Origin of the sequence: Shewanella metallivivens (assembly GCF_028750675.1) — a bacterium.
Taxonomy (GTDB): domain Bacteria; phylum Pseudomonadota; class Gammaproteobacteria; order Enterobacterales; family Shewanellaceae; genus Shewanella; species Shewanella metallivivens.
In genome coordinates, this window is the sequence record NZ_JAQQPZ010000013.1 from 1,181,539 (window position 1) to 1,204,261 (window position 22,723).

Consider the following 22,723-nt stretch of genomic DNA (forward strand, 5'->3'; position numbering starts at 1 on the left):
CCATTAGAGCCTAGAGGCTTGGGACTGCAAAGGGTAAAATGTCGTCACTTTGATCTGCCTATAGAGAAGATTATGCGCCCATTTTTAATTGCACCATCAATTTTATCTGCCGACTTCGCCCGTTTAGGTGACGATGTCAAAGCGGTATTAGACGCCGGTTCTGACGTGGTTCACTTTGATGTGATGGACAATCATTACGTTCCTAACCTGACTATTGGTCCTATGGTTTGTACAGCATTACGCAACTATGGGATTACTGCCGATATCGATGTTCATTTAATGGTAAAACCCGTTGATCGTATCATTCCTGATTTTGCTAAAGCAGGGGCTTCAATTATCACGTTTCACCCAGAAGCATCTGAGCATATTGACCGGACGTTGCAGTTAATTAAAGAATCTGGCTGTAAAGCGGGTTTAGTGTTTAATCCTGCCACACCTCTGCATTATCTTGATCATGTTATGGATAAACTTGATGTGATTTTATTAATGTCAGTAAACCCTGGTTTTGGTGGTCAGTCATTTATTCCGGGCACGTTAGATAAGCTTCGTCAAGTTCGCGCGCGTATCGACGCTAGCGGCTTTGATATTCGCCTAGAAGTGGATGGCGGTGTAAAAGTTGACAATATTGCAGAAATTGCCGCGGCGGGTGCCGATATGTTTGTTGCCGGTTCTGCCATATTTAATCAACCAGATTATAAAGTTGTGGTTGATCAAATGCGTGCTGAATTGGCAAAAGTACACTCTTAATTCTTAAGTTTTCACGAGGTATCTGATGAGCCAATGGGCAAATATTAAAGCAATTGCGTTTGATTTAGACGGTACGCTCATAGACAGTGCGCCTGATTTAGCCGCTGCGACCAACGCCACCTTGGCCGAGTGTAATTTGCCGCAAGTGTCGGACGCCTTAGTGCGCAGCTGGGTGGGTAATGGTGCTCAAGTATTGATGCAAAGAGCCTTGAGCTTTGCTTCTGAAAAGCCTGAGAACAGTGCAGAGCTGCAAGCACAACTAGAGCAAGTTATGCCGCGTTTTATGCATTATTACGGTGAGCATTTACAGCAGCATAGTCTGTTGTACCCACATGTTCTAAAGACATTAAAACAGTTAACGCAAGCAGGCTATCAGTTAGCAATAGTGACCAATAAACCGTACCGTTTTACCGTACCGTTATTAACCGCTTTTGGCCTTGATGGGTTATTTTCTGAAGTATTGGGAGGTGACTCACTGGCTAAAATGAAGCCTGACCCAATGCCGCTGCAACATTTATTACAACAATGGCAGTTGGACACTACGCAATTACTTATGGTGGGCGACTCAAAGAATGATATTTTGGCCGCTAAAGCTGCAAATGTCATGTCGATTGGCTTGACCTACGGCTACAACTACGGCGAAGATATCGGCCTAAGTAATCCTGACGCAGTATGTGAACATTTTTCCGACATCGGTAAATACTTACAGTCACAATAATTTGAATTTTATAAGATAATCTGGAGCAATAAAACACATGACTAAACCCATAGTTCTCAGCGGTGCACAGCCATCAGGCGAATTGACCATAGGTAATTATATGGGCGCACTACGTCAATGGGTTGCCATGCAAGATAGCCATGATTGCTTATATTGCGTTGTTGATTTACATGCCATTACCGTTCGCCAAGATCCAAAAGCGTTGCGTGAGGCCTGTTTAGACACCCTAGCGCTATACCTTGCATGTGGTGTCGACCCGAAAAAAAGCACCGTGTTTATTCAATCGCAAGTGCCACAGCACACTCAGTTAGGTTGGGCATTAAACTGTTATACCCAAATGGGTGAGCTTAACCGGATGACCCAGTTTAAAGATAAATCGCAAAAGCATGCCAATAACATTAACGTGGGTTTGTTTGGTTACCCCGTATTGATGGCGGCTGATATTTTGCTTTATCAAGCGAATGAAATCCCGGTGGGTCAAGACCAGAAGCAACATTTAGAGTTAACGCGCGATATTGCAACTCGTTTTAATAATGCTTATGGCGATACCTTTACCATTCCTGAACCGTTTATTCCAGAGCACGGTGCCAAGGTCATGTCGCTGCAAGATCCATTGAAAAAAATGTCTAAGTCAGATGATAACCGTAATAACGTAATTGGTTTACTTGAAGATCCTAAAGCGATTTTAAAGAAAGTAAAAAAAGCCATGACAGACAGCGAAGAGCCGCCTGTCGTACGTTTTGATATTGAGCAAAAGCCCGGTGTATCTAACTTGCTTAGTTTAATGTCTGGTTGTACTGGACAATCTATTGCTTCATTAGAAGCTGAGTTTGAAGGCAAGATGTATGGCCATTTGAAAGTGGCGACAGGTGAGGCTGTTGTTGGCATGCTTGAACCACTACAGGCTCGTTTTAAAGAATATCGTGCTGATGATGCATTCTTAAGGCAAGTCATGGCCGAAGGCGCTGAAAAAGCTCAGGCTCGTGCAGAAGTCACCATTAAAAAGGTTTACGAGAAAATCGGTTTAATTGTATAACGTCAGTAGACTATGCACTAAAGCCATCGATGATCGATGGCTTTAATTCAATCATGGCATCACAGGGTTAAGTTTCGGGTTCGACATACTCAAATACTTTAACCACTTTGCGAACGCCTGCGGTATTTCGAGCAATCTCAACCGCTAAATCAGCTTGTTTGCGATCAATTAACCCCAGCAAAAACACTTCACCATTCTCAGTTACCACTTTGATACGTGTAATATCCAAGGACTTTTCATTGAGCATGCGCCCTTTAACTTTAGTGGTCACCCAGGTGTCGTTGCTACGCGTGGTAAATGAGGTTGGCGTACCAATGCGTATTTGGTTGTGAATTTTGCCACCTATATCTAACTCTTGTACTACTTTTATCGCTTTATCACGGAGCATAGAGTTCGGCGCTTGGCCGATTAGCAATACATTGCTATTCATCACAACTGCGGCGATATTGGTTTGATTATTTAAGTCATCGTGTTTTGACAAAGCGCTAGCTATTGTAAAATCAGCATTAGTATCGCTAATTTGTGTGCTCATACTGCGCTCATCATTGGCCATTTTGGCACCGCTAACCGCGCCCACCATGACCGCACCAGCACAACCTTGAAGCAATGCAAGTACCGAGATAACTAATAATCTAGAGATCATGCCAGCTCATCCTGCGGGAATAAAGTGCGGTCAATGTTGTCGCACAAGCAGTGAATAACCAATAAGTGTACTTCTTGAATACGTGCAGTCACATTTGAAGGCACACGGATTTCTACATCGCCAGCACTCATTAAACCAGCCATTGCACCGCCATCTTTACCTGTTAAAGCGACGATAGTCATATCACGGCTTAACGCTGCTTCCATGGCCTTGATGATATTGCCTGAGTTACCACTGGTTGAAATAGCGAGTAAAATATCACCTGGTTGGCCTAGTGCTAAAATTTGCTTAGAGAAAATTTCATCGTAGCTGTAATCATTTGCAATGGCGGTAATCGTTGAGGTATCGCAGCTAAGTGCAATTGCCGGTAAGGGCGGGCGTTCGATTTCATAGCGGTTAAGCAGTTCAGCTGAAAAATGCTGTGCATCGCCTGCGCTACCGCCATTACCACATGATAGGATTTTATTACCGCCAAGTAGACATTGCACCATCATCTCAGCCGCTTTTTCAATTGACTCTGGTAGTGCTTCAGCTGCATCAATTTTGGTCTGAATCGATTCGGTGAAACTATCTTTAATACGTTCTAACATGTAACAATCCTTACGCTAATTTATGTCTATCTATGCCGAAACAAAATAGACTATTGGCTCATTGAGCTGCATCGGTAATTTGGCCGATATGATGCCATAAAACCAAGTAATGGTAATCAGTTACGGCTTAAAAACAGCCTTGTAGCCAGTTTATTTCATCATTATTCATCGCGATGACATCAAAGCGACAAGGTGGATTCAATTTTTGTCGTTGTAAATAGTGATCTGCAGCTAAGCGGATCCGAGTCATTTGCTTTTTAGTCAGTGCATTTAATGCGCCTCCAAATTGATTTGAGGCTCGATATTTCACTTCTACAAACACCCACTCATTTTGTTGGCGCATGATTAAATCAATTTCACCAAACGGGTAACGCACATTAGCGGCTACAAACGTCAGACCTTGTTGTTCAAGATAAGTTCGCGCTCGTTGCTCAGCTAATTGGCCGCGATTCATAGCGGTTTTAATTGCCCTTGGCTGTACTGTCCCCAAGATAATTGACGATCAATTACGCCATTTTGCTTCACTGACAGTGCACCGCTGCGCCCCATAAATTGGTAACCTGGAAACGCGCGCATTTGTGCTAAACGGTTCACGAGATCTAATGAATCAAAGCCCATAACATAGAGCCTTTTTTGGCTGTTACTCCAGCTGCTCCACAGTTCAGATACCATTTGGGTTTCGTTACTTGGGCGCATTAACCAAGGAATATCGCTGATCATTAATTTGTTGAGATCTTGCGCCGCTTGGGTTGACTCATTCTCTAATCGACTACGACTGGTGGTGTATAACGCCACTGGTTCTGAAAACACACTAAAGTTAACGTCTAAAAATGGTTTTAATAGCGCTAAGTCTTGCGAGCCTGAAATCATATAAATGGCATCAATATCTTGGCGAGAGCGGAAATCAGATTCCAAACGGCTACCAAGCAAGTCACGCATTCTGCTAATACGTGCTTGACTGTCTTTTACACCTAATGCCTCTTGCACCGTTAGCTTCATTTGGTCGCCAGCGTCGTAATAGTGAACTTCGGCATTATTGCTGGTCAATGTAAGCCAAGTTTGTTTGAAACTGTCGGCCATACGTTTACCAATGGGATCATTGCTGGCAAGCAGTAAAGGTAATTTAACGCCATCATTAAACAATTTATGGGCCGCATCGCTAGCCTCTTGCGCCGGTGATAGCGAAAAATAAAACTGGTTTGGTTGCGGAGTAAAATGCTCTGTTTGGTTTAAGTATAATTGCGGCACCGTATTGGTCCGCTTGTCATTCATTTTTTGAAGCTCTTCAACTTCATTTGGTAGTAACGGACCAATAATAAACTCGGCACCTTGGGTTACGGCTTCATTGTAAGCTGCGGTAGCGCCTGGTTGCGTATCATAAAAATGAATGGCCACATTGTTGTCGTATTCAGACAAGTAGCTGGCAATAATACCCTGGCGAATCGGATCTGCCACAATCGCTCGTGGACCGGTAAGGGGTAATAACACGGCAATATTTTGTGGTCTAAATGGTTTGGCACTTAAGGCTTTTTCCAAGTCGCCTGGTAATTTAATGGCTGCTGGGTGATAAGGGTTATTACGTTGCCACTCACCTAAGTAACGTACAAGTTGAGTAGGCTCTACCGCATAATGTTTCGCAATAAACGTCAGTTGTAGCCAACCTGCAAAAATAGGATTTGAAGGGTCACGCATAAAAGACTGCACGGTTTCTTCTTGCAGTGGTTGCAATAAAGACCAAATGACATCGTTAACCGCAGTGGTTTCAGACTTAGGTAAGTAGTTACTCAATAGGCTAAGCTGCTTAGCTTGTTCAATTGGTTGCTGAGTATTTTTAAATAATTTTGCTTTAAATTGATGGTAGCTCGCCATCTGCCAGCGAGGTAATTGCCAATGCGGTGGATACTGCATTAGCTCTAATGCGGCTTCACTGCCATTGGTCTTCTCAACAATGCGTGCACGCAAATAAATATGTTCAGCCTGAAGCGTCGGCACATTAACCATCGACTTTTGCATCGAGGTTAAAATGTTGGTCGCTGAGTTCACATTGCCGTTATTAATGTAGGCATGTGCTGCGAGTAATAAATAACGGTCACGCTTTTCTGGTAAACTGCTATTTTTGGCTTCGGTTAAGTAGATTTTAGCCGGATGTTCGGCGGCAACCAATGATGTGCTTATTTCGACATATTCTCTTTGTTTTCGTTGTTGCTCGGTAGCACAACCTACCAATAAGACAGAGAAAATTATTGCGCACACAAATTTTGTCGTATTCAGTCTTTTTAACACTTGGCTTCACTCTGTTAAGATACTGGCACTAGTTTAACCTGCTCTTACGCTGGGCGAAAGTATCAGGTAGATTCATTATCGAGGTAATTATGGACCAAATGGTCGCGCTGTATATTGTTCCCACCCCTATTGGCAATTTAGGCGACATCAGCGCTCGTGCATTGGAGGTGTTGCAACAGGTCGAGTTAATTGCCTGTGAAGACACAAGGCACAGCGGCAAGCTGCTCAGTCATTTTGGCATTGAAACCCGTAAAACGGCTTTGCATGATCATAATGAGAGAGACCGCGCACAATGGATTGTTGAGCAACTTAATCAAGGCAAATCGATAGCATTGATTTCAGATGCGGGCACACCATTGATTTCAGATCCAGGTTATCACCTCGTTAATCATGTGCGTCAAGCTGGCCATCGCGTGGTGCCATTACCCGGCGCTTGCGCTGCTATTACCGCGTTAAGTGCATCGGGCTTGCCGTCAGACCGTTTTAGTTTTGAAGGTTTTTTACCTTCAAAAGAAAAAGCCCGTATCGATAAGCTTGAAATGCTTAAAGAAGATCCCCGCACATTAATTTTTTACGAATCACCGCATCGGATTGTATACAGCTTAAGCGCAATCGCACAAGTGTTGGGCGACGATAGGCAAGTGGTGATGGCACGCGAAGTGACCAAAACCTTTGAAACATTTTTAACCGGAACCGCAGCAGAAGTGCTTAGCGCGGTGCAAGCTGACGATAACCAGCAAAAAGGTGAAATTGTGTTAATGTGCCATGGTTTTGCTTTATCGGATGAAGAAGGTATTCCAGCTGTTGCTGTGGCAACATTAAAACTGTTAAGTGAAGAATTACCACTTAAAAAAGCGGCCGCTATCGCAGCGCAGATCCACGGCTTAAAGAAAAATGCCTTGTATAAATACGGTCTAGAGTTGGATTTATAAGCGTGAATGCTTTTTAGCATTGGTTTGTTGGCGTGCTTACGCTATAATCCGCGCCGAGTTGGCCAGACAGTTGCCGCGTACTTAGGTACGGGGAGGAAAGTCCGGGCTTCAAAGAGCAGGGTACCAGGTAACGCCTGGGCGGTGTGAACCGACGACAAGTGCAACAGAGAGGAGACCGCCATTTTAGCTTTGGCTAAAGTGGTAAGGGTGAAAGGGTGCGGTAAGAGCGCACCGTGCGGCTAGCAATAGTCCGTAGCAAGGTAAACTCTACCCGAAGCAAGACCAAATAGGGTTCCATTACTTTAAATAGTATATGCGCTGCTCGCGTAGGAACCGGGTAGGTTGCTTGAGCCTGTGAGCGATTGCAGGCCTAGATGAATAACTGTCCACGACAGGACCCGGCTTATCGGCCAACTCACCTCTTTAATATGAAAGGCCTCGCAGTAGTGCGAGGCCTTTTTTATAGGTTAAAGCTAAAGCTTGAAAAATGTTATCAGCAAATAACGGTCCACTCCGCGCTCTACTAGGACATGGCGGCATATCGGCCAACTCACCTCTTTTGTTTTTACCAATATTTGTAAAATCATCATAAATTCCAACATTTCGCCAACAACACAAACAAATGTAAATTACCAAATGATAATGGTTGTCATTAACGTTTGGTGCTATATTGCCGCCAAATTTTAGTGTTGTCGTTGAGAGTGTTATGCAATTGAAAATGGTTAATCTTGGGTTGTTCAGCCTATTGCTACCTGTAATGAGTGTCAGTGCTACTGAGCCTGTTACTACTACAGAGGCGACAGAATCAATCGAAAAAATCACTGTTATGGGCCGAGCGCAAACCTTTTATCGTGAATCTTCTACGTCTGTGGGTGCCAAAGTTGAAACCGATATCATGGATTTGCCGCAATCGGTACAAGTGCTAAATGAACAGCTTATTGTGGACCAAGCCGCTCGCGAAATTACCGATTTATACCGCTCTATCGCAGGCGTAAGTGCCTATAGTTACTCAGGCGTGACCTTTCGTGGTTTTCGTGATGACAGCAATGTGTTTTATGACGGTGTACGTGGTGACCCTTTCTCAGGGTTTGGGGTACCGCAGTTATTCAACGTTGAGCGTGTCGAAGTATTAAAAGGCCCTGCCGCTGCTCTTTATGGCGGTGGAGAACCGGGTGGTATGATTAACTATGTCACCAAAAAGCCGAGTTTTGAACAAGACACCGAAGTAACCTTTACCGTAGGTGACAACGATAGGGTCGGCGGTTCGATTGATTCTAAAGGCGGTTTAACCGAGAACATCGCGTATCGAGCAGGGGCTTTTTATGAGCAAAAAGATAGTTTTCGTAATAATGCCGACTCCGAAAATACTGAGTTAACGGCAGGGTTATTATTTCAACTTGACGAAGACACAAGCTTAACCACAACCATTGACTACATTAAGCAAGATTTAGGCGGCAGTCGTTTACGCGGTGTGCCAGTAGATGATGATGGTAATTTTCTAGTCGACCCAAGCTATAACGCCAATGAAGCATCTGATTATCAAAACCTAGAAGCCACGGTATTACAAGCACAGCTACAACACTTTTTTAGCGATAACTTAAGCGTTGATACCACAGTGCGGTTTGTTGATAACGAGCGTGTTCAAGGTTATCACGAGTCGCAAGGTTGGGTTGATGTTAATGGTGACGGAGAGGCTAATGTTGATGATGAAACCATTAAACGTGAATACCGCAAGCAATACCGTGCTAATCAAGAGGTGAGTGTCACCTCAGATTTTGTTTATCGCCTAGATAGCATAATTGAACAAACGGTATTATTTGGTGCAGATTACCACCATGTCGACAGCGAATATGATTATTGGCGAGCACGATACGAAGCCGATGGGGTGGCAAATTTAAATATATTTGAATTGAACTATGGCGAAAGCGATCCGGCCGATTATACCTTAACGGATCAAAATCGTGACGGTGAAAAAATCGAGCGTATGGGTTTTTATGCTCAAGACCAAATCACCTTAACCGATAAATGGTTACTGTTAGTCGGCCTGCGATACGATCATTTTAATGATTATGACAAAGAGAGTGGTTTTGAATTCAGCGACGATCATATTTCACCGCGCGCTGGTGTGGTCTATAAATACTCGCCAGATACTTCATTTTATGTGAACTACTCTGAAAGCTTTAACCCAACGTCTATCGGCGACCAAGAAGATGCTGATGCCGATGGTGGTTTGGACCCAGAAATTGGTGAACAAGTTGAGATAGGGGTTAAAAACCAGTGGTTTGACGGCAGCGTGATGACCACATTAGCAGCGTATCAAATCACTAAAAAAGATGTCGCTATGAGCAATCCTGACGACACAGGTGCCGACGATGGTATCGCAGCGCTAGTCAGCTTAGGTCAGGTTGAAAGTAAAGGGCTTGAGTTTACCCTTGTGGGCGACATTACAGCCGATTGGACCATTATGGCTAATTACGCTTATAACGACGCACGTGTGACTCAGGGAGATGTGGATGACACTTATGCTGACGGCAGCAAATTTGTCAACGCGCCACGCCATCAAGCGGGTTTATGGACCCGTTACGATATTGACAGTTTACAGTCAGCCATTGCTTTTGGTGCCGATTATGTCAGTGAGCAGGTCAGTGCCGACGACCAAATTGTCAAGCCTTACACTGTGTTCGACATGAGCTGGACCACTACATGGCAACAAACCCAGTTTCAGTTAAATGTGAAAAACCTATTCGATAAAGAATATGCTGTGAGCGGATTTTCTGAGCGTAATGGCCATTTCCCTGGCGCACCGAGAGAAGTGGTCTTGCAGGTCTCGCATCACTTTTAAGCCCATTTATACCTAATAATCCCTGCTAGGCAAACTTAACTCAGCTGTTTAGTGGGGACTTTAAGTTTAAAAATGCTCCTTCACTTGGAATCGAAATTCCCATGCGTTGGTGTCTTCACCCGATGTCATTGGCATGGCGATATCAATATGAGCAACGTTGCCATAGCTCGACTTTGAAGAATACAGCCTCGCACCAATACCGATGCTGCCAATGGGACCGCTGACTTCATTTAATTCGTCTGGGCCGCCAAAGGCATGGCCAACATCGGCAAACAGTGCCCAGCCTAATTCTGCCAATTGATACAAATTGATATTGGGGTAATAGCGGATTTCACCGGTGAGTAACCATTGATTATCGCCGTGCTGATAGTCATTTGGGTAACCACGTATGCCAGTTTCATCGCCTAATGCAAAGGTTTGGTCGAGATAGTTATTGTGTGATGTGGCAATCTTGGCTTTAGAGTAGGTGGTCCACTTTGGGTTAATTTGATGAAAATACTCCGCGGCTAAACCCACATTATAAAAATCTTGCTGGCCAGTTTGAATGTCAGCTTTACCGGATAAGCTCATTAATAATAATTTGTTATCTTGTTGCCAACCTCGGCTAGTTAAATAGGTTAAGTGATAGCCTAGTGCTGAACTGTCGGCAACATCGTTTGTTTCTAACCCTAGCGTGACAACGTGGTGCCAGCCTAAGTTAAAGTCTTCATTATTGTTGATTAAATGGATATTGTTTAAGACTTTATATTGGTCTTGTAAGTATTCGTAGCGTATCCATGGGTAAGTAAAGTCGCGTTCATTTGGCAATGCAGAATCAGGGTAACTATCAATGTGATTAAACACATGCTGCTCTTGAGTAAGTCCTAGGCTAACGCGATGTAAATGGTCATCATTTTTGTTGACTAACCAACCCAAACCCACATTGGCATAATCGATAATATGTTCAAACTCATTAATGTCGTCACCATTTTGCCTGATGGTGTCGATACGGGTATCGGTAGACCACGCAGCGCCATACATGTCTTTTGAATCGAGGGAATAAAAGGGTTTGTTAAACGCTAATGCAGAGGCTTGACCGTCGCTATTGTCATAAAAATCCACTGCGATATTGCCATGTTTTACCCACCTAACAGGTGCATCAAATGCAAATTTATACCCTGTGCGGTCGGCACTTGATTGGTACTTAATTTTGGTTTGTACGCCTAAACCCATTAAGTTATCTTCTTTGATCCCGAACGAATATTTAGTATCCCCGCCATTTTTACTTAAGCTCATTGTGGGCAGTAGGGACCAATTATCCCAGGTCTCAACCAGTACCACGTCTTCAGCATCGTTTGCGGCGAGTGGGTCTTTGTGGGCAATATTGATTTCGGCATCGCGAATGTAGGGTTCATAACGCAGTAAACGCTGGGCTTCTTCAAGATCTTTTTTGCTAATTTTATCGCCTTTTTCAAAGCTTAAACTATTGAGAATGGTTGATTCTTTAGTGTTGATGTGTAAATAGTTTGCCCAGCGGTGCAAAAAGATTGCATCGGGGTCTGATTCATCAAAAATAGGGTGACTGACAATGACGATATTAGCGACCTTGTCGACATCATGTTTATTCACTGTCGATACTGCAGGTGAAGTGTCCACCGGCTCATCATTAGCGCTGGCGCTGGTGTGAGAAAGCAAGATGACGAAAAAAAAGGCTGCCACTATGACTCTTGGCATAAATTCGTCCTTAATTGTTTTTTGTTATATTTTTTAAGGAAACGCCAAACGTTAAATTAGTGTAACAAGAATGAAGCGGTTGCGTTATCGCTTGTCTTAATAACACACTTGTATTGACAAATAGTCAAGTGTTTAAAGGTTTTAGCGTGACTTGCACCAGAGCTAAATGACAAAGGGCTGCCCAGTTGGCAGCCCTCCTTTAATGGCGTTGCCGTTAACCTACTATAGCGAACGACGCGGCGGAACCACAACGTTGGCGAAAATAAGCCCCGCAATGAGTGACATAAAAATCAAAAATATTTGCGAGCCTAAATGCGCTTGGTTAAGCATCGTTTCACCTGATATCAGCGCGTTTAAACCAATATAGGTTTTACTGCCGGGCACTAAAATCACAATGCCTTGCAATAACGCTATCGACACAGGGGCTTTCATCCAGCGGGCATAGAGATTTGAGTATATGCCAACAGCCAATGCACCAACAAAAATACCAATCGACTCACCTAAGTAAATACCACCAAGCATGGCTGAGAAAAAGGCCACAATCCCGGCAAACACACCCCAAGGCGAGTCTTTAAGGCGCGCTTTAAAGATAATCACTAACGACATCGACAATAATGGCACGGCCGACCAAATCGCCCAACGAGGCAGTGGAACAGGGTCAATATAGGTGACCTCTCCAAAAATGGCTTTACCTATGGTCATGCCCAGTACCGCACCAAAATACAATTTAAATAATTGCATTACCGCATCCATAATGCGTGCGGTACCAGAAATTAAATCGCGTGCAGCAAGCTCTGCTAAGCCTAACGTGAGTGCAAGGCCGGGCACAAAGATAATAATTCCTGATAAAATGGTCACCGGTAAATTAATGCTGGGGTCAAACTGAGAAATAGCCGTTGCTAAAATTGCGCACATTACCGCCGCCATAGGCTCGAGCATTTCAGCAATGCGTTTAGAACGCTCAGCCCAAAACACCAAGCTGTAAACTAATAAACCTAGCATGGCTGACCAAAAAACATCATGCCAACCTGTGCCCATTAACATGGCAAATGCCCCAGCACTCGATCCGAAAGCAAGCAATGTCAGTTTGTGACCATACGGGTTAGGTTTATTGGCGATGTCTTCTAAACGTTCCAGTGCTTCTTGTAAGGTGCGCTGGCCTGAACTGAGCTCTTCAACTAATTCAAAAGTACGAGCCAATGACCCTAAATCAAGATCGCCAGGTTTAACACGAGCCACATGGTTATATTCTTGTTCGGTGTCGTGTTGCAGCACAAATGTCATCGAAGTAGGGGAAATTAAAAAATAACCTTCAATACCAAGCGTGCTACATACCGTTTGCAAGTGGGATTCTAAGCGGTACGCAGGCGTACCAAACTTATGTAGAGCTTTACCTAATTTAATGATAAATCTACGTTTTTCTAAAAAATCCTGATTATCCACTGGGCGATAGTCACTCTTGTTAGGGTATAGGGCTTATTTTGGCGCGAATACTAACCGATTAGTACGTGTGTTTATAGACAAACTGATTCAAAATGTTGTTTTAACATCACAATAGCATTGTGGTATTAATCGAAGATGTCAAAATAATAATATAATCAACTAAAGGAATAACAGATGACATTGATGGTAACGGGTTTATATGCAGGTTTAACGGCGCTGCTGGTTTTAGCATTATCTTATAAAGTGGTTAAATTTCGTCGGGCAAATAAAATAGGCATCGGCGACGGTGGGCATCAAGGGCTGTCTATTGCAATAAGAGCGCATGGCAATTTAATTGAAAATGCACCTATTGTGCTTATTTTGTTAGCATTGGCAGAGTTGAATGGCATGCCAGATTACTTGATACACAGCATCGGTACTGTTTGGATTGTGGCGCGTTTATTACATGCAATTGGGCTAAACCAAGGGCAAGGAGGTTATCACTTTGGTCGCTTTTGGGGAGTGTTGGCCACTTGGATTGTGCTTTTAGTGTTAGCAGTGGCTAATATTGGCTTCTTTCTAGGCTTATAAGCGCTTCGGCTGTGGTGGTATTGGCTTATCACCACTTTTTATAGGGTTAATTGCCAATAAAAATATTTCACTTTTGCTGCTTTTTTAGTCACACTTAGTGTCTCCGTGCTGCTATACTCCGCGTCCGTTAATTCGGCCGCACGCTATTATTGCTACCGGACTCGGTACCCGCTTCTCTCCATTCATTTAGGTTATATACATGCAAGTTGAGTCAACGTTATTTAATTATCCCAAGTTTTGGGCAGAATGCTACGGAACAGCTCCTTTTTTACCTATGTCCCGCAAGGAAATGGATAAACTAGGCTGGGATAGTTGCGATATTATTATCGTGACAGGCGACGCATATGTAGACCATCCAAGCTTTGGTATGGCAGTGATTGGGCGCATGCTTGAGGCTCAAGGTTACCGGGTGGGGATTATTTCTCAGCCAGATTGGTCCAGCAAAGAAGACTTTATGCAATTAGGTCGACCAAACCTGTTTTTTGGGGTTACGGCTGGCAACATGGACTCCATGATTAACCGTTACACCGCAGACCGTAAACTGCGTCATGACGACGCTTATACTGCTGGTGATATTGGCGGTAAACGCCCAGACCGCGCGGTAACTGTATATACCCAGCGGTGTAAAGAAGCCTTTAAAGAAGTGCCTGTGGTCATCGGGGGTATTGAAGCCAGTTTACGCCGCATTGCCCATTACGATTACTGGTCAGATAAAGTGCGTCGCAGTGTTATTTTTGATGCCAAAGCCGACATCTTAATTTACGGTAATGCCGAACGCCCACTCATGGAAGTAGCTCGACGTATTGCTGCAGGCGAAGCTATTAGTGATATCGATGACGTGCGTGGCACTGCAGTAATGCGTAAAGACCCCATGCCGGGTTGGCGCGGTATGGACTCGCGTAAAATTGACCAGTTACATAAAATTGAGCCATTGCCGAACCCTTATGGCGCAGATGATGTGGGTTGCAGTAATTTATCTGGGCCAACAGACAATAAGATTTTTGATAACGATGCGCCTAAGCCAATTAGCATTCAGCCGCCTCGTCCAAAGCCATGGGAAAAAACCTATGTGCTTTTACCTGCCTTTAGTAAAGTTAGCGAAGATAAATATCTTTATGCCCACGCATCACGTATTTTGCATCAAGAGCAAAATCCAGGTTGTGCACGAGCGTTATTTCAGCCACACGATGCAAACCGAGGCGTATGGGTTAACCCACCCGCCTGGCCACTGAATACAGATGAAATGGATGCAGTATTCGACTTGCCGTATCAGCGTGTGCCACACCCGGTCTATGGCAAAGAGAAAATCCCTGCTTACGACATGATCAAAACCTCAATCAACATTATGCGCGGTTGTTTTGGTGGTTGTTCATTTTGTTCAATTACCGAGCATGAAGGGCGCATTATTCAAAGCCGTTCGCAAGAGTCGATTGTTAAAGAAATTAAAGACATTCAAGAAAAGGTACCTGGTTTTACCGGGGTGATTTCTGACTTAGGTGGCCCAACAGCCAACATGTACCGTTTAGGCTGCACCAGCGAAAAAGCGGAAAAAACCTGTCGCCGTTTGTCGTGTGTGTACCCATCTATCTGCGGTCATTTAGGCACAGATCATAAACACACCATTGACTTATACCGCGCTGCTCGTGATGTTCCCGGGATTAAAAAGGTATTGATTGCATCGGGCGTGCGTTACGACTTAGCGATTGAAGATCCAGATTACATCAAAGAGTTGGCTAAGCATCATGTGGGCGGTTATTTAAAAATTGCCCCTGAGCACACCGAAGAAGGCCCCCTCAGTAAAATGATGAAGCCAGGCATGGGCACTTACGACAAATTTAAAGAATTGTTCGATAAGTTTTCAAAAGAAGCCGGTAAAGAGCAGTTTTTAATTCCGTACTTTATCTCTGCGCATCCCGGCACTACCGATGATGACATGATTAACCTTGCGCTGTGGCTCAAAGGTCAAAAGTTTAAGCTTGATCAAGTACAAAACTTTTATCCATCGCCTATGGCCAATGCTACAACCATTTACCATACCGAGCTTAACTCGTTGAAAAACGTTAAGCACGACAGTGAGCAGGTGAGTGTGCCGAAAAAAGGTCGTCAGCGTAAATTGCATAAGTTTTTATTACGTTATCACGACCCAGCAGGTTGGCCGATGATCCGTGAAGCCTTAGTGGCCATGGGTAAAGAGTATTTAATCGGTAATGGTCCACAACATTTGGTGCCGCCAGAAACGCGTAATGAGCAAAATCGAGTGAAATGGGGCCAAAAGCCAGCGGCTAAAGGCAAAAATCAAGGTGGCCAAAAAGCCATGACCCGTTTTTCTGCTGACCAATTTGAAGACCGTAAAGGTGGGTCAAAAGCTGATAAACCTAAAGCTAAACCGACAGGGCAAAAGCCAAAAGCAACGGCAAAAAACACCGGTCAGCCAGCCAACGCTCCAGGGGCTAAACGACCCGCTAAAACCGGTTGGGCCACCAAGTCTAAATACGCAAAATAGTGACGTTTTTGCTTTTGCGATAAACAACAAACCCGCCTTTATGCGGGTTTAGTTTATCTAGGCCTCACTTCGCAAAGCGTGTAACCTGTGTGGAAGAATAATATCAATAAGCAAAGGATCAGCATCATGGTTATAACGAGTCAATTACGAGGTTACTTCACTAGCGCATTAGTCTGTAGTGCGGCATTAATCGCTGCCCCAAGTAACGCTGCGAACTCAGTGCAGCATCAACAATTTTTTGAGTCGATAGTTAAACTTTGCGGCCAGGCGTTTGCTGGTAAAATCACTGCAGGAGGCAGTGAAGATGATGGCTTTAGCGGTAAAGCATTGATTATGCATGTACGCGAATGCAACGATAAACAGTTAAAAATTCCATTTCATGTCGGCGAAGACCATTCACGCACTTGGGTTATCACCCAAACTGACACAGGCTTACAGTTAAAGCACGATCATCGCCACAAAGACGGCTCTGAAGACAAGGTCACCATGTACGGTGGTGACACCCGCGATGTCGGTACCGCCAACATGCAATCGTTCCCAGTGGATGATGAGTCGATAGTCAATTTTAAACAAAATGGCCTAGATCAATCGGTCACCAATGTGTGGCAGATGATGATTGAAGCGCATACTTTTACGTATCGTTTATGTCGCGAAAATCGCGATTTTAAAGTGGAGTTTGATTTAACCAAACCGGTTGCGTTACCACCAGCGCCATGGGGACATGAGTAACTCCATTAGATATGTCTTTGGTTTAGCCCACATTGAGGTACTTGCGGCTTCTCGCTTAGGAGCCTGCGGCAGGCAATAAGTAACAACGAATTTGGGGTTTTAAATAAGTAACCCAATACCAATCAGGTTAGAGTGATCTAGTATGCAAACTGTTTTTTGACAAACCAATTTGCAATAAGAATCAACTTACTAAAAACAATTCAGGCTGCCAATGGCAGCCTGAATGCTTTTTAAGCTACAAGTCGATCTTAGTTGAGTTATTTAGCATCAAACGTAAACGATTGTCCTGCTAAGGCTGCTTCAAACATCAAGCCACCTTTGGCCGCGGTGAAAATTGCCATGCCATTAATGTAGGCCGCTGCAGCATTATGATTACTGCCTGCTTGGCCAGCGCCTGCAGAATTACCTGTGGTGCCAACCTGAGCATTGGCGCCTAAGTTAATTGCCACAGCTGATGCTTGAGCGCTAAATTCAAAACTGCCGCTGGTAAACTCATTATAGGCTTTGGCGTCTTTAAAAAAGATAATTTCACTGTAAGCCTGGCCACCAAGCTGAAATCCTATCGACAACTGGGTTAAGCTTGAATCACCCATGTATGTACCGCCCTGATAGACACGGCCATTACCGTAAGCTGCGCCAATCCCGATGCCGCCCTTTGCAACGGTTGGAAATATGGCATAGCCATAAGCTGAATTAAAAAAGTCTCGGGTCTCACTGGCTTTCTTGAAGTTTGTGACGGCTTCGCTATAAGCATTCTCATTAGCAAAAGTGGGTACAGAAAACGCGACACCTAACAACATAACTAAGCTTGCAAAAAATAGGTTGGTTGAACGTTGCATAAATCACCTCATTGACGAACCTATTGACATCATTGTCATAGTATATGGCTATAGATTACCAATACCGCTTAAACGGTGCGAGTTAATTAACGTTTATACTTATGCGTAGGTTAGCTTTAGTGTAAATGTTGTAAAAACGATGGGGCATGATTGAACATAGAGCCGCACTGATGATCGAGTTATGTCAGGTATTTATACACCCAATAACATGATCACGACATTTGACGCTTGCGCTTATGTCGATTAGATGCGCCTTCTGGCGGTAAGCCGGGGGCGGGTTTTCGTTCAGCCAGTAAGTGCTTAATAGCCATAATGGGGTGAGGTAATAACATTCTTGGCCCTGCAAAAATCATGATCTCACGGGCTTTTTGTTTCATATGAGGTTTATAGCAGTGCACCGGACATTTGTTGCAGGTTGGCTTATCTTGTCCATACGGGCAGCGGTCTAAACGGGTGTTGGCATAGCTTAAAAACTCACGGCATTGTTCACACACATCATGTGATGGTTTCATTGGATGGTGAGCTTTACAGTAAATATTGACCATGGCTTTGATGGTACGAAATTCAAACAGTAACTGACCTGTGAGTAACTCAGTTTCGCTCATGGTTAATACCTTAGTAAATTAGTCTGGTATTGTGAGTTTATGCGGCAAAATAACCGCTGACAAATTCGTATTCGCTAATTATGAATTCAAACACAAAACTATGGTTGAGTGTGCCATTGATCGCAAAAATCACTTAAATCTACTTCAATAGTGCCTTATTCGATAGCTTGTTACAGTTTAAAGTGGATAAATACTTGATTTTATAGCGCACGTTGAAATAATAATGACTAGTGCTTAAAAAAACAGCGCACTATTATTAATGACGTAAATGACTCACTGTTAATTGATACGTGAGTAATAACGAATCTATGCGTAAAGACGCATAATCAGTAAGGTGGACGCCTAATGCTAATGAAGGTCATTTTATTTGTCGTATTGGTTGCAATTGCCCTGTATTTATACAAACGTACTCAGGCTGTTGCTAAACAAGAACTCGACAAAAAAGCACCCAACCCAGAATACACTAAATCGCCTGTGGCCACGCCCAGCGAATCAAATATTGCTCAAAAAGACCAGGCCGTTGAGTCAACGGATGTCGCGTCGTCAGAGCCTGAGGTTATCCCTGATACCGTGACAACGGTGGATGTTGAGTCTGAATCTGAGCTTGAGCCAAAGCCTGAAGAGATTATCGCTGCAGAACCAGAACCAGAACCAGAACCAGAACCAGAACCAGAACCAGAACCAGAACCAGAACCAGAAGTTGAGTCAGTAGCAAAAATGACATCAGGCTCTGAAACACCTGTAGAGTCAAATGCTGTAGCTTCAAGCGAGAGTGATAAAAAGCTTGTCAGTTTAGCGGCAGTTAAAGGTGATTGGGCCAGCGACAGCTTTAAACAGTTAGTTGAGGCTGCAAACAATGCCGTCGAGCCACAAGCTCAGCATGATGCCGTAGCCGATGTCGTAGGTCATTGCTATAAAATGCGTAAACAAGCTGATTATTGTCAATATGGTGCTGCACTTAAGATGCTTTATTTAGACTTATTCAGTGTGATATATCAACAGCATGACAAAAATGGCAGTGATGAGATTAAAGCGCCGGCGTTTATGCAGTTATCCACTCTGCTTAATGATACCGGTGAGTTTGAGCAAGCTATTAGTGTTTGTCAGCAGGCACTTGAGTATCAATTAACGGATGGTACTGTTACGGGGTTTGAAGGCCGCATCAGTCGAATTGAAAAAGCGAAAGCTAAGGCAAGCTAACTCAGTTAATACAGCGTGAAGGATATCAGGTATGATATCCATTAAAGGAAAGCGGGCCTCGGTCCGCTTTTTTGTATTTGGCATCTGTGACTAAACTAATGGATGCTGGTGGTTGATATAATCAAGGATTTTGGTGGCATTGATGACTTCTACGATAAGCAAATTACTGCTGGCTGCAATTGGGTTAAGTGTGGCGATAGGATGCACGCGCACCCCTGAGTGGACACTGTTTTACGTTGCAGATAATCCAGCGAATGCCGAAAAGGCAATAACCTCAGCTAACATGGTGCAGACTGAGTTTATTTTAGGTTATTACGATACGCTCGACCAATGCCAGGCCAAAGGTGTTGGCATGTTACGTTTGCAAGGTTCATCAATGCCTGCAGCGCAAGCCTTTGTGTGTGCTCAACAATGTCAGGTAGATGATAATGAACAATTACATTGTCAACACCAGGTTGTTGGGGCTGAGTTAGATGCGCTTTAAACAAGATTTTTTTGAGCAATTAGACGGCTTTTACACGCAAGTTTACCCGCAAGGGATTAGTAACCCACACTGGCTTGGCTGGAGTGATGATGCCGCTCAGCTGATTGGTTTAGAAAAGCCAAACGATGCGTTATTGATGCAGTTGTCGGCCAATGCGGCTGCGCCAGGTGCAAGCTATTATGCTCAAGTTTACAGTGGTCATCAGTTTGGTGGGTACACCCCAAGGTTAGGAGATGGCCGCTCGATTATATTAGGCGAAGCTATTGGCCCTAATGGTGCGTGGGATGTGGCCTTAAAAGGTGGTGGCCCAACACCTTATTCTCGTCATGGTGATGGCCGAGCGGTAATGCGCTCTGCGGTGCGAGAGTTTTTAGTGTCAGAAGCGTTGGCGGCACTATCTGTACCGACAAGCCGTGCTTTAGCGGTAATAGGGTCAGACTTGCCCGTGTGGCGTGAAAGCCAGGAAACCGCAGCCATAACAGTACGCTTAGCGAAAAGTCATATTCGCTTTGGTCATTTTGAGTATTTTTGTTATAGCGAAAAAGGCGCGCCAGACAAGCTTACCCAATTGCTTAATTTTACCCTTGCTCAGCATTTTCCACATTTAAGCGCCGACAGTGCAAGCTACAAACAATGGTTTGTCGAGGTGGTGCAATCAACAGCTAAAATGATTGCCCACTGGCAAGCCGTAGGTTTTGCCCATGGCGTGATGAACACCGACAACATGTCGATTGTAGGCGATACCTTTGATTTTGGGCCGTTTGCATTGTTAGACACCTTTAAAGAGGGCTTTATCTGTAATCACTCTGATCATGACGGCCGTTATGCTTTTGGCCAGCAGCCCGGTATAGGCCTATGGAATCTAAAACGCCTCGCTCAAGCGCTTACTCCGATTATTCCATCTGATGATTTAATTGCTGCACTTAATCGCTATCAACCAAGTTTGGTGAGCCATTATGTCAGCTTAATGCGGGCAAAATTAGGCTTAAGTATCGACAGCGATTTAGGTCGCGCAGCGCAAGCAGAGCGTGAAAAACAAGATTTAGCATTAATTAGCCAATTTACTGTCATGCTCGAAAACAACCAACTCGATTACAGTAACAGCTTGCGCAAAATGGGCAAGATAGACATTAGCAGCCAGTACAGTTCACTGCGTGATGACATGTTGAATGTGAGCGAATTTGATAGCTGGTATCAAGCTTATCAAGCCCGAGTGGGGGATGTGGCCGATGTTGCAGCATGGCAACAGCAGCGTAATCAGCATAATCCCAAGTATATTTTACGTAATTACCTTGCCCAGGAAGCGATTATCGACATTGAAGAAAAAGCTGACAACAGCAAGCTTATACAATTACAGCAGTTATTAACTCGTCCTTATGATGAGCAGCCAGAGATGGACCATTTTGCCAAGCGTCCACCAGACTGGGGCCAGGGACTTGTGATGTCGTGCAGTAGTTAACCCAGTTTGATCGCCATTTTTTATTGAGTGATGTTATGAAATTATTATCTGCTAAATTTGATCCTGAAGCGAAGAGTATTGTTATCCAAGCTGCAGTTGATTTTGAGCAATTTGAACGGTTTGCTGAACCTTTAGCGGCAGCATTGGATTGTGAGATCTGTGAACGCCAATGGGGCGCAGATCGCCATCAATGGTTGCTGAACTTTGAAGGTAGCCCGGTGTGGCTACATTATGAGTTTTATGGTGATATTTGTTGGTTGTCAGTGGACAGTGCAAAAGATGTCGATGTGTTGCATTTTTTATCTGGCTTGCTTAAATCCTATATTCACACAACAGAAGAAGACCTACATGGATAATAGCAGCGCAGAATTTCATTTTCAGGCTCTAACGCCCGATTTGATTTTAGATGCAATTGAAAGTATTGGCATATTTCCTGAGACAGGTTTATTAGCATTAAACAGTTATGAAAACCGTGTTTATCAGTTCCGTTGCGACCGTGGGCAACGTTATGTGGTTAAGTTTTATCGACCACAGCGTTGGAGTGAAGCGCAAATACAAGAAGAGCATGACTATGCATTGGCGTTAGCTGCTGAAGACATTCCTATCGCTGTGCCCGTCATTATAGAAAATAAAACCTTATTTGAGTTTAAAGGCTACCGATTTGCGTTATTTCCATCAATTGGTGGCCGCGCTTTTGAAGTTGATAATCTTGAGCAATTAGAGTCAGTAGGGCGCTTCATTGGCCGTATTCATCAATATGCCAGCAAACAGCCTTTTGTGTATCGCGAGCCACTAACCCCTGAGATTCTTGGGGATGACGCTTATCGTTATTTACAAGACAGCGGCATCGTCGCCGAAGGTATGCGCAGCGCCTTTTTTACTGTGGTAGAGCAGGTGCTAACAAAAGCTAAGCAGATTTGGCAACAGCACAGCTTTGACACGATTCGTCTGCACGGGGATTTGCACCCTGGTAATATTTTATGGACTCCAGACGATGGCCCAGGGTTTGTTGATTTAGATGACGCAAGGCAAGGCCCAGCAGTGCAAGACATTTGGATGATGTTGACCGGTGATAGGACTCAGCAATTATTGCAGCTCGATATTTTAATTGATGCCTATCAAGAGTTTTGCGATTTTGATACAAGGCAATTGGCATTAATCGAGCCGTTAAGAGCGTTTAGAATGATCCATTACAATGCATGGCTGACCAAACGATGGCAAGATCCGGCATTTCCAATGAACTTCCCTTGGTTTGCTGACATTAAATATTGGGAGCAACAAACCTTAGCGTTTAAAGAGCAACTTGCCGCCTTGAATGAGGCCCCGTTGAGTTTAGCCAGCTTTAATCAAGCTTAATGGACAAGGGGTGACGCTCAAAACTTAATCG

At 44.0% G+C, this 22,723-nt stretch carries 21 protein-coding genes and 1 other RNA gene; 14 read left to right on the top strand and 8 right to left on the bottom strand.

The features are described 5' to 3' along the window. Positions 1 to 72: 72 nt before the first annotated feature. Genes rpe through trpS form a run of 3 tightly spaced genes read left to right on the top strand, consistent with a single transcriptional unit; the run spans position 73 to position 2,501 of the window. Positions 73 to 747, top strand: a complete 675-nt coding sequence (rpe, locus tag PQR79_RS18020) for a ribulose-phosphate 3-epimerase (RefSeq protein WP_238104530.1) — start codon at positions 73 to 75, stop codon at positions 745 to 747. 25 nt (positions 748 to 772) lie between these two features. Beyond that, entirely contained in the window at positions 773 to 1,465 is a 693-nt protein-coding gene (locus tag PQR79_RS18025) for a phosphoglycolate phosphatase (protein ID WP_238104528.1), read from the top strand. Between the two features lie 37 nt (positions 1,466 to 1,502). Then, complete coding sequence (trpS, locus tag PQR79_RS18030) at positions 1,503 to 2,501, top strand: tryptophan--tRNA ligase (protein ID WP_238104526.1); 999 nt, start codon at positions 1,503 to 1,505, stop codon at positions 2,499 to 2,501. Between the two features lie 67 nt (positions 2,502 to 2,568). Here trpS and PQR79_RS18035 read toward each other — a convergent pair whose 3' ends face one another. The 4 genes from PQR79_RS18035 to PQR79_RS18050 form a co-directional block, all read right to left on the bottom strand. Then, positions 2,569 to 3,144 carry a BON domain-containing protein gene (locus tag PQR79_RS18035; RefSeq protein WP_238104524.1) on the bottom strand — a complete coding sequence of 192 codons (576 nt, stop codon included), beginning with the start codon at positions 3,142 to 3,144 and terminating at the stop codon, positions 2,569 to 2,571. Further along, positions 3,141 to 3,734 (bottom strand): phosphoheptose isomerase, encoded by a 594-nt coding sequence (locus PQR79_RS18040; RefSeq protein ID WP_238104522.1) that lies wholly within the window; start codon positions 3,732 to 3,734, stop codon positions 3,141 to 3,143. Before PQR79_RS18040 ends, PQR79_RS18035 begins: the two co-directional genes overlap by 4 nt. Before the next feature lie 127 nt (positions 3,735 to 3,861). Further along, on the bottom strand, positions 3,862 to 4,188 hold the full coding sequence (locus PQR79_RS18045) for a YraN family protein (RefSeq protein ID WP_238104520.1): 327 nt from the start codon (positions 4,186 to 4,188) through the stop codon (positions 3,862 to 3,864). Then, complete coding sequence (locus PQR79_RS18050) at positions 4,185 to 6,017, bottom strand: penicillin-binding protein activator (RefSeq protein ID WP_238104518.1); 1,833 nt, start codon at positions 6,015 to 6,017, stop codon at positions 4,185 to 4,187. The genes PQR79_RS18045 and PQR79_RS18050 overlap by 4 nt, the downstream gene beginning before the upstream one ends. An 89-nt stretch (positions 6,018 to 6,106) precedes the next feature. On the opposite strand from PQR79_RS18050, the gene rsmI reads away from it, so the two are divergent. The 3 genes from rsmI (at position 6,107) to PQR79_RS18065 (ending at position 9,791) form a co-directional block, all read left to right on the top strand. Continuing rightward, complete coding sequence (gene rsmI, locus PQR79_RS18055; RefSeq protein WP_238104516.1) at positions 6,107 to 6,949, top strand: 16S rRNA (cytidine(1402)-2'-O)-methyltransferase; 843 nt, start codon at positions 6,107 to 6,109, stop codon at positions 6,947 to 6,949. Positions 6,950 to 7,003: 54 nt separating this feature from the next. Continuing rightward, positions 7,004 to 7,371, top strand: an RNA gene (gene rnpB, locus PQR79_RS18060) — RNase P RNA component class A. 284 nt (positions 7,372 to 7,655) lie between these two features. Next, entirely contained in the window at positions 7,656 to 9,791 is a 2,136-nt protein-coding gene (locus tag PQR79_RS18065; RefSeq protein ID WP_438270830.1) for a TonB-dependent siderophore receptor, read from the top strand. A gap of 66 nt (positions 9,792 to 9,857) precedes the next feature. Here the strand turns inward: PQR79_RS18065 and PQR79_RS18070 are convergent, their stop codons facing one another. Both PQR79_RS18070 and PQR79_RS18075 read right to left on the bottom strand, forming a co-directional pair. Then, positions 9,858 to 11,504, bottom strand: coding sequence for a BamA/TamA family outer membrane protein (locus PQR79_RS18070; protein ID WP_238104514.1), 1,647 nt, complete (start codon positions 11,502 to 11,504; stop codon positions 9,858 to 9,860). A gap of 222 nt (positions 11,505 to 11,726) precedes the next feature. Then, complete coding sequence (locus PQR79_RS18075) at positions 11,727 to 12,947, bottom strand: threonine/serine exporter family protein (RefSeq protein ID WP_238104512.1); 1,221 nt, start codon at positions 12,945 to 12,947, stop codon at positions 11,727 to 11,729. A 174-nt stretch (positions 12,948 to 13,121) separates the two neighbouring features. Between PQR79_RS18075 and PQR79_RS18080 the strand changes: the two genes are divergently transcribed. From PQR79_RS18080 to PQR79_RS18090, 3 genes are all read left to right on the top strand, one after another. Further along, the gene (locus PQR79_RS18080; protein ID WP_238104510.1) at positions 13,122 to 13,517 is read left to right on the top strand and encodes an MAPEG family protein; all 396 of its coding nucleotides are present in this window, start codon (positions 13,122 to 13,124) and stop codon (positions 13,515 to 13,517) included. A gap of 199 nt (positions 13,518 to 13,716) precedes the next feature. Next, the gene (locus PQR79_RS18085; RefSeq protein WP_238104508.1) at positions 13,717 to 16,020 is read left to right on the top strand and encodes a YgiQ family radical SAM protein; all 2,304 of its coding nucleotides are present in this window, start codon (positions 13,717 to 13,719) and stop codon (positions 16,018 to 16,020) included. A gap of 126 nt (positions 16,021 to 16,146) precedes the next feature. Beyond that, on the top strand, positions 16,147 to 16,749 hold the full coding sequence (locus PQR79_RS18090; protein WP_238104856.1) for a hypothetical protein: 603 nt from the start codon (positions 16,147 to 16,149) through the stop codon (positions 16,747 to 16,749). Between the two features lie 257 nt (positions 16,750 to 17,006). Here the strand turns inward: PQR79_RS18090 and PQR79_RS18095 are convergent, their stop codons facing one another. Next, positions 17,007 to 17,549: a YSC84-related protein gene (locus PQR79_RS18095; RefSeq protein ID WP_372940668.1), complete on the bottom strand. Its 543-nt coding sequence runs from the start codon at positions 17,547 to 17,549 to the stop codon at positions 17,007 to 17,009. A 251-nt stretch (positions 17,550 to 17,800) separates the two neighbouring features. Continuing rightward, positions 17,801 to 18,193 carry a nitrous oxide-stimulated promoter family protein gene (locus PQR79_RS18100; protein ID WP_238104503.1) on the bottom strand — a complete coding sequence of 131 codons (393 nt, stop codon included), beginning with the start codon at positions 18,191 to 18,193 and terminating at the stop codon, positions 17,801 to 17,803. 345 nt (positions 18,194 to 18,538) lie between these two features. Between PQR79_RS18100 and PQR79_RS18105 the strand changes: the two genes are divergently transcribed. From PQR79_RS18105 to PQR79_RS18125, 5 genes are all read left to right on the top strand, one after another. Further along, positions 18,539 to 19,393 carry a hypothetical protein gene (locus tag PQR79_RS18105; RefSeq protein ID WP_238104501.1) on the top strand — a complete coding sequence of 285 codons (855 nt, stop codon included), beginning with the start codon at positions 18,539 to 18,541 and terminating at the stop codon, positions 19,391 to 19,393. A gap of 142 nt (positions 19,394 to 19,535) precedes the next feature. Then, positions 19,536 to 19,877, top strand: coding sequence for a hypothetical protein (locus PQR79_RS18110; protein ID WP_238104499.1), 342 nt, complete (start codon positions 19,536 to 19,538; stop codon positions 19,875 to 19,877). Next, positions 19,867 to 21,336 carry a protein adenylyltransferase SelO gene (locus tag PQR79_RS18115; RefSeq protein WP_238104497.1) on the top strand — a complete coding sequence of 490 codons (1,470 nt, stop codon included), beginning with the start codon at positions 19,867 to 19,869 and terminating at the stop codon, positions 21,334 to 21,336. Before PQR79_RS18110 ends, PQR79_RS18115 begins: the two co-directional genes overlap by 11 nt. Before the next feature lie 35 nt (positions 21,337 to 21,371). Further along, positions 21,372 to 21,692, top strand: a complete 321-nt coding sequence (locus tag PQR79_RS18120; RefSeq protein WP_238104495.1) for a DUF3630 family protein — start codon at positions 21,372 to 21,374, stop codon at positions 21,690 to 21,692. Beyond that, positions 21,685 to 22,692: a serine/threonine protein kinase gene (locus tag PQR79_RS18125; RefSeq protein WP_238104493.1), complete on the top strand. Its 1,008-nt coding sequence runs from the start codon at positions 21,685 to 21,687 to the stop codon at positions 22,690 to 22,692. The genes PQR79_RS18120 and PQR79_RS18125 overlap by 8 nt, the downstream gene beginning before the upstream one ends. The last annotated feature ends 31 nt before the right edge of the window (positions 22,693 to 22,723 follow it).

What these genes read in the sequence shown, in the direction of transcription:
- rpe (WP_238104530.1), top strand. Translation starts at nt 73, where the DNA reads ATGCGCCCATTTTTAATTGCACCATCAATTTTATCTGCCGACTTCGCC.
- PQR79_RS18025 (WP_238104528.1), top strand. Translation starts at nt 773, where the DNA reads ATGAGCCAATGGGCAAATATTAAAGCAATTGCGTTTGATTTAGACGGT.
- trpS (WP_238104526.1), top strand. Translation starts at nt 1,503, where the DNA reads ATGACTAAACCCATAGTTCTCAGCGGTGCACAGCCATCAGGCGAATTG.
- PQR79_RS18035 (WP_238104524.1), bottom strand. Translation starts at nt 3,144, where the DNA reads ATGATCTCTAGATTATTAGTTATCTCGGTACTTGCATTGCTTCAAGGT.
- PQR79_RS18040 (WP_238104522.1), bottom strand. Translation starts at nt 3,734, where the DNA reads ATGTTAGAACGTATTAAAGATAGTTTCACCGAATCGATTCAGACCAAA.
- PQR79_RS18045 (WP_238104520.1), bottom strand. Translation starts at nt 4,188, where the DNA reads ATGAATCGCGGCCAATTAGCTGAGCAACGAGCGCGAACTTATCTTGAA.
- rsmI (WP_238104516.1), top strand. Translation starts at nt 6,107, where the DNA reads ATGGACCAAATGGTCGCGCTGTATATTGTTCCCACCCCTATTGGCAAT.
- PQR79_RS18065 (WP_438270830.1), top strand. Translation starts at nt 7,656, where the DNA reads ATGCAATTGAAAATGGTTAATCTTGGGTTGTTCAGCCTATTGCTACCT.
- PQR79_RS18070 (WP_238104514.1), bottom strand. Translation starts at nt 11,504, where the DNA reads ATGCCAAGAGTCATAGTGGCAGCCTTTTTTTTCGTCATCTTGCTTTCT.
- PQR79_RS18080 (WP_238104510.1), top strand. Translation starts at nt 13,122, where the DNA reads ATGACATTGATGGTAACGGGTTTATATGCAGGTTTAACGGCGCTGCTG.
- PQR79_RS18085 (WP_238104508.1), top strand. Translation starts at nt 13,717, where the DNA reads ATGCAAGTTGAGTCAACGTTATTTAATTATCCCAAGTTTTGGGCAGAA.
- PQR79_RS18090 (WP_238104856.1), top strand. Translation starts at nt 16,147, where the DNA reads ATGGTTATAACGAGTCAATTACGAGGTTACTTCACTAGCGCATTAGTC.
- PQR79_RS18095 (WP_372940668.1), bottom strand. Translation starts at nt 17,549, where the DNA reads ATGTTGTTAGGTGTCGCGTTTTCTGTACCCACTTTTGCTAATGAGAAT.
- PQR79_RS18100 (WP_238104503.1), bottom strand. Translation starts at nt 18,193, where the DNA reads ATGAGCGAAACTGAGTTACTCACAGGTCAGTTACTGTTTGAATTTCGT.
- PQR79_RS18105 (WP_238104501.1), top strand. Translation starts at nt 18,539, where the DNA reads ATGCTAATGAAGGTCATTTTATTTGTCGTATTGGTTGCAATTGCCCTG.
- PQR79_RS18110 (WP_238104499.1), top strand. Translation starts at nt 19,536, where the DNA reads ATGACTTCTACGATAAGCAAATTACTGCTGGCTGCAATTGGGTTAAGT.
- PQR79_RS18115 (WP_238104497.1), top strand. Translation starts at nt 19,867, where the DNA reads ATGCGCTTTAAACAAGATTTTTTTGAGCAATTAGACGGCTTTTACACG.
- PQR79_RS18120 (WP_238104495.1), top strand. Translation starts at nt 21,372, where the DNA reads ATGAAATTATTATCTGCTAAATTTGATCCTGAAGCGAAGAGTATTGTT.
- PQR79_RS18125 (WP_238104493.1), top strand. Translation starts at nt 21,685, where the DNA reads ATGGATAATAGCAGCGCAGAATTTCATTTTCAGGCTCTAACGCCCGAT.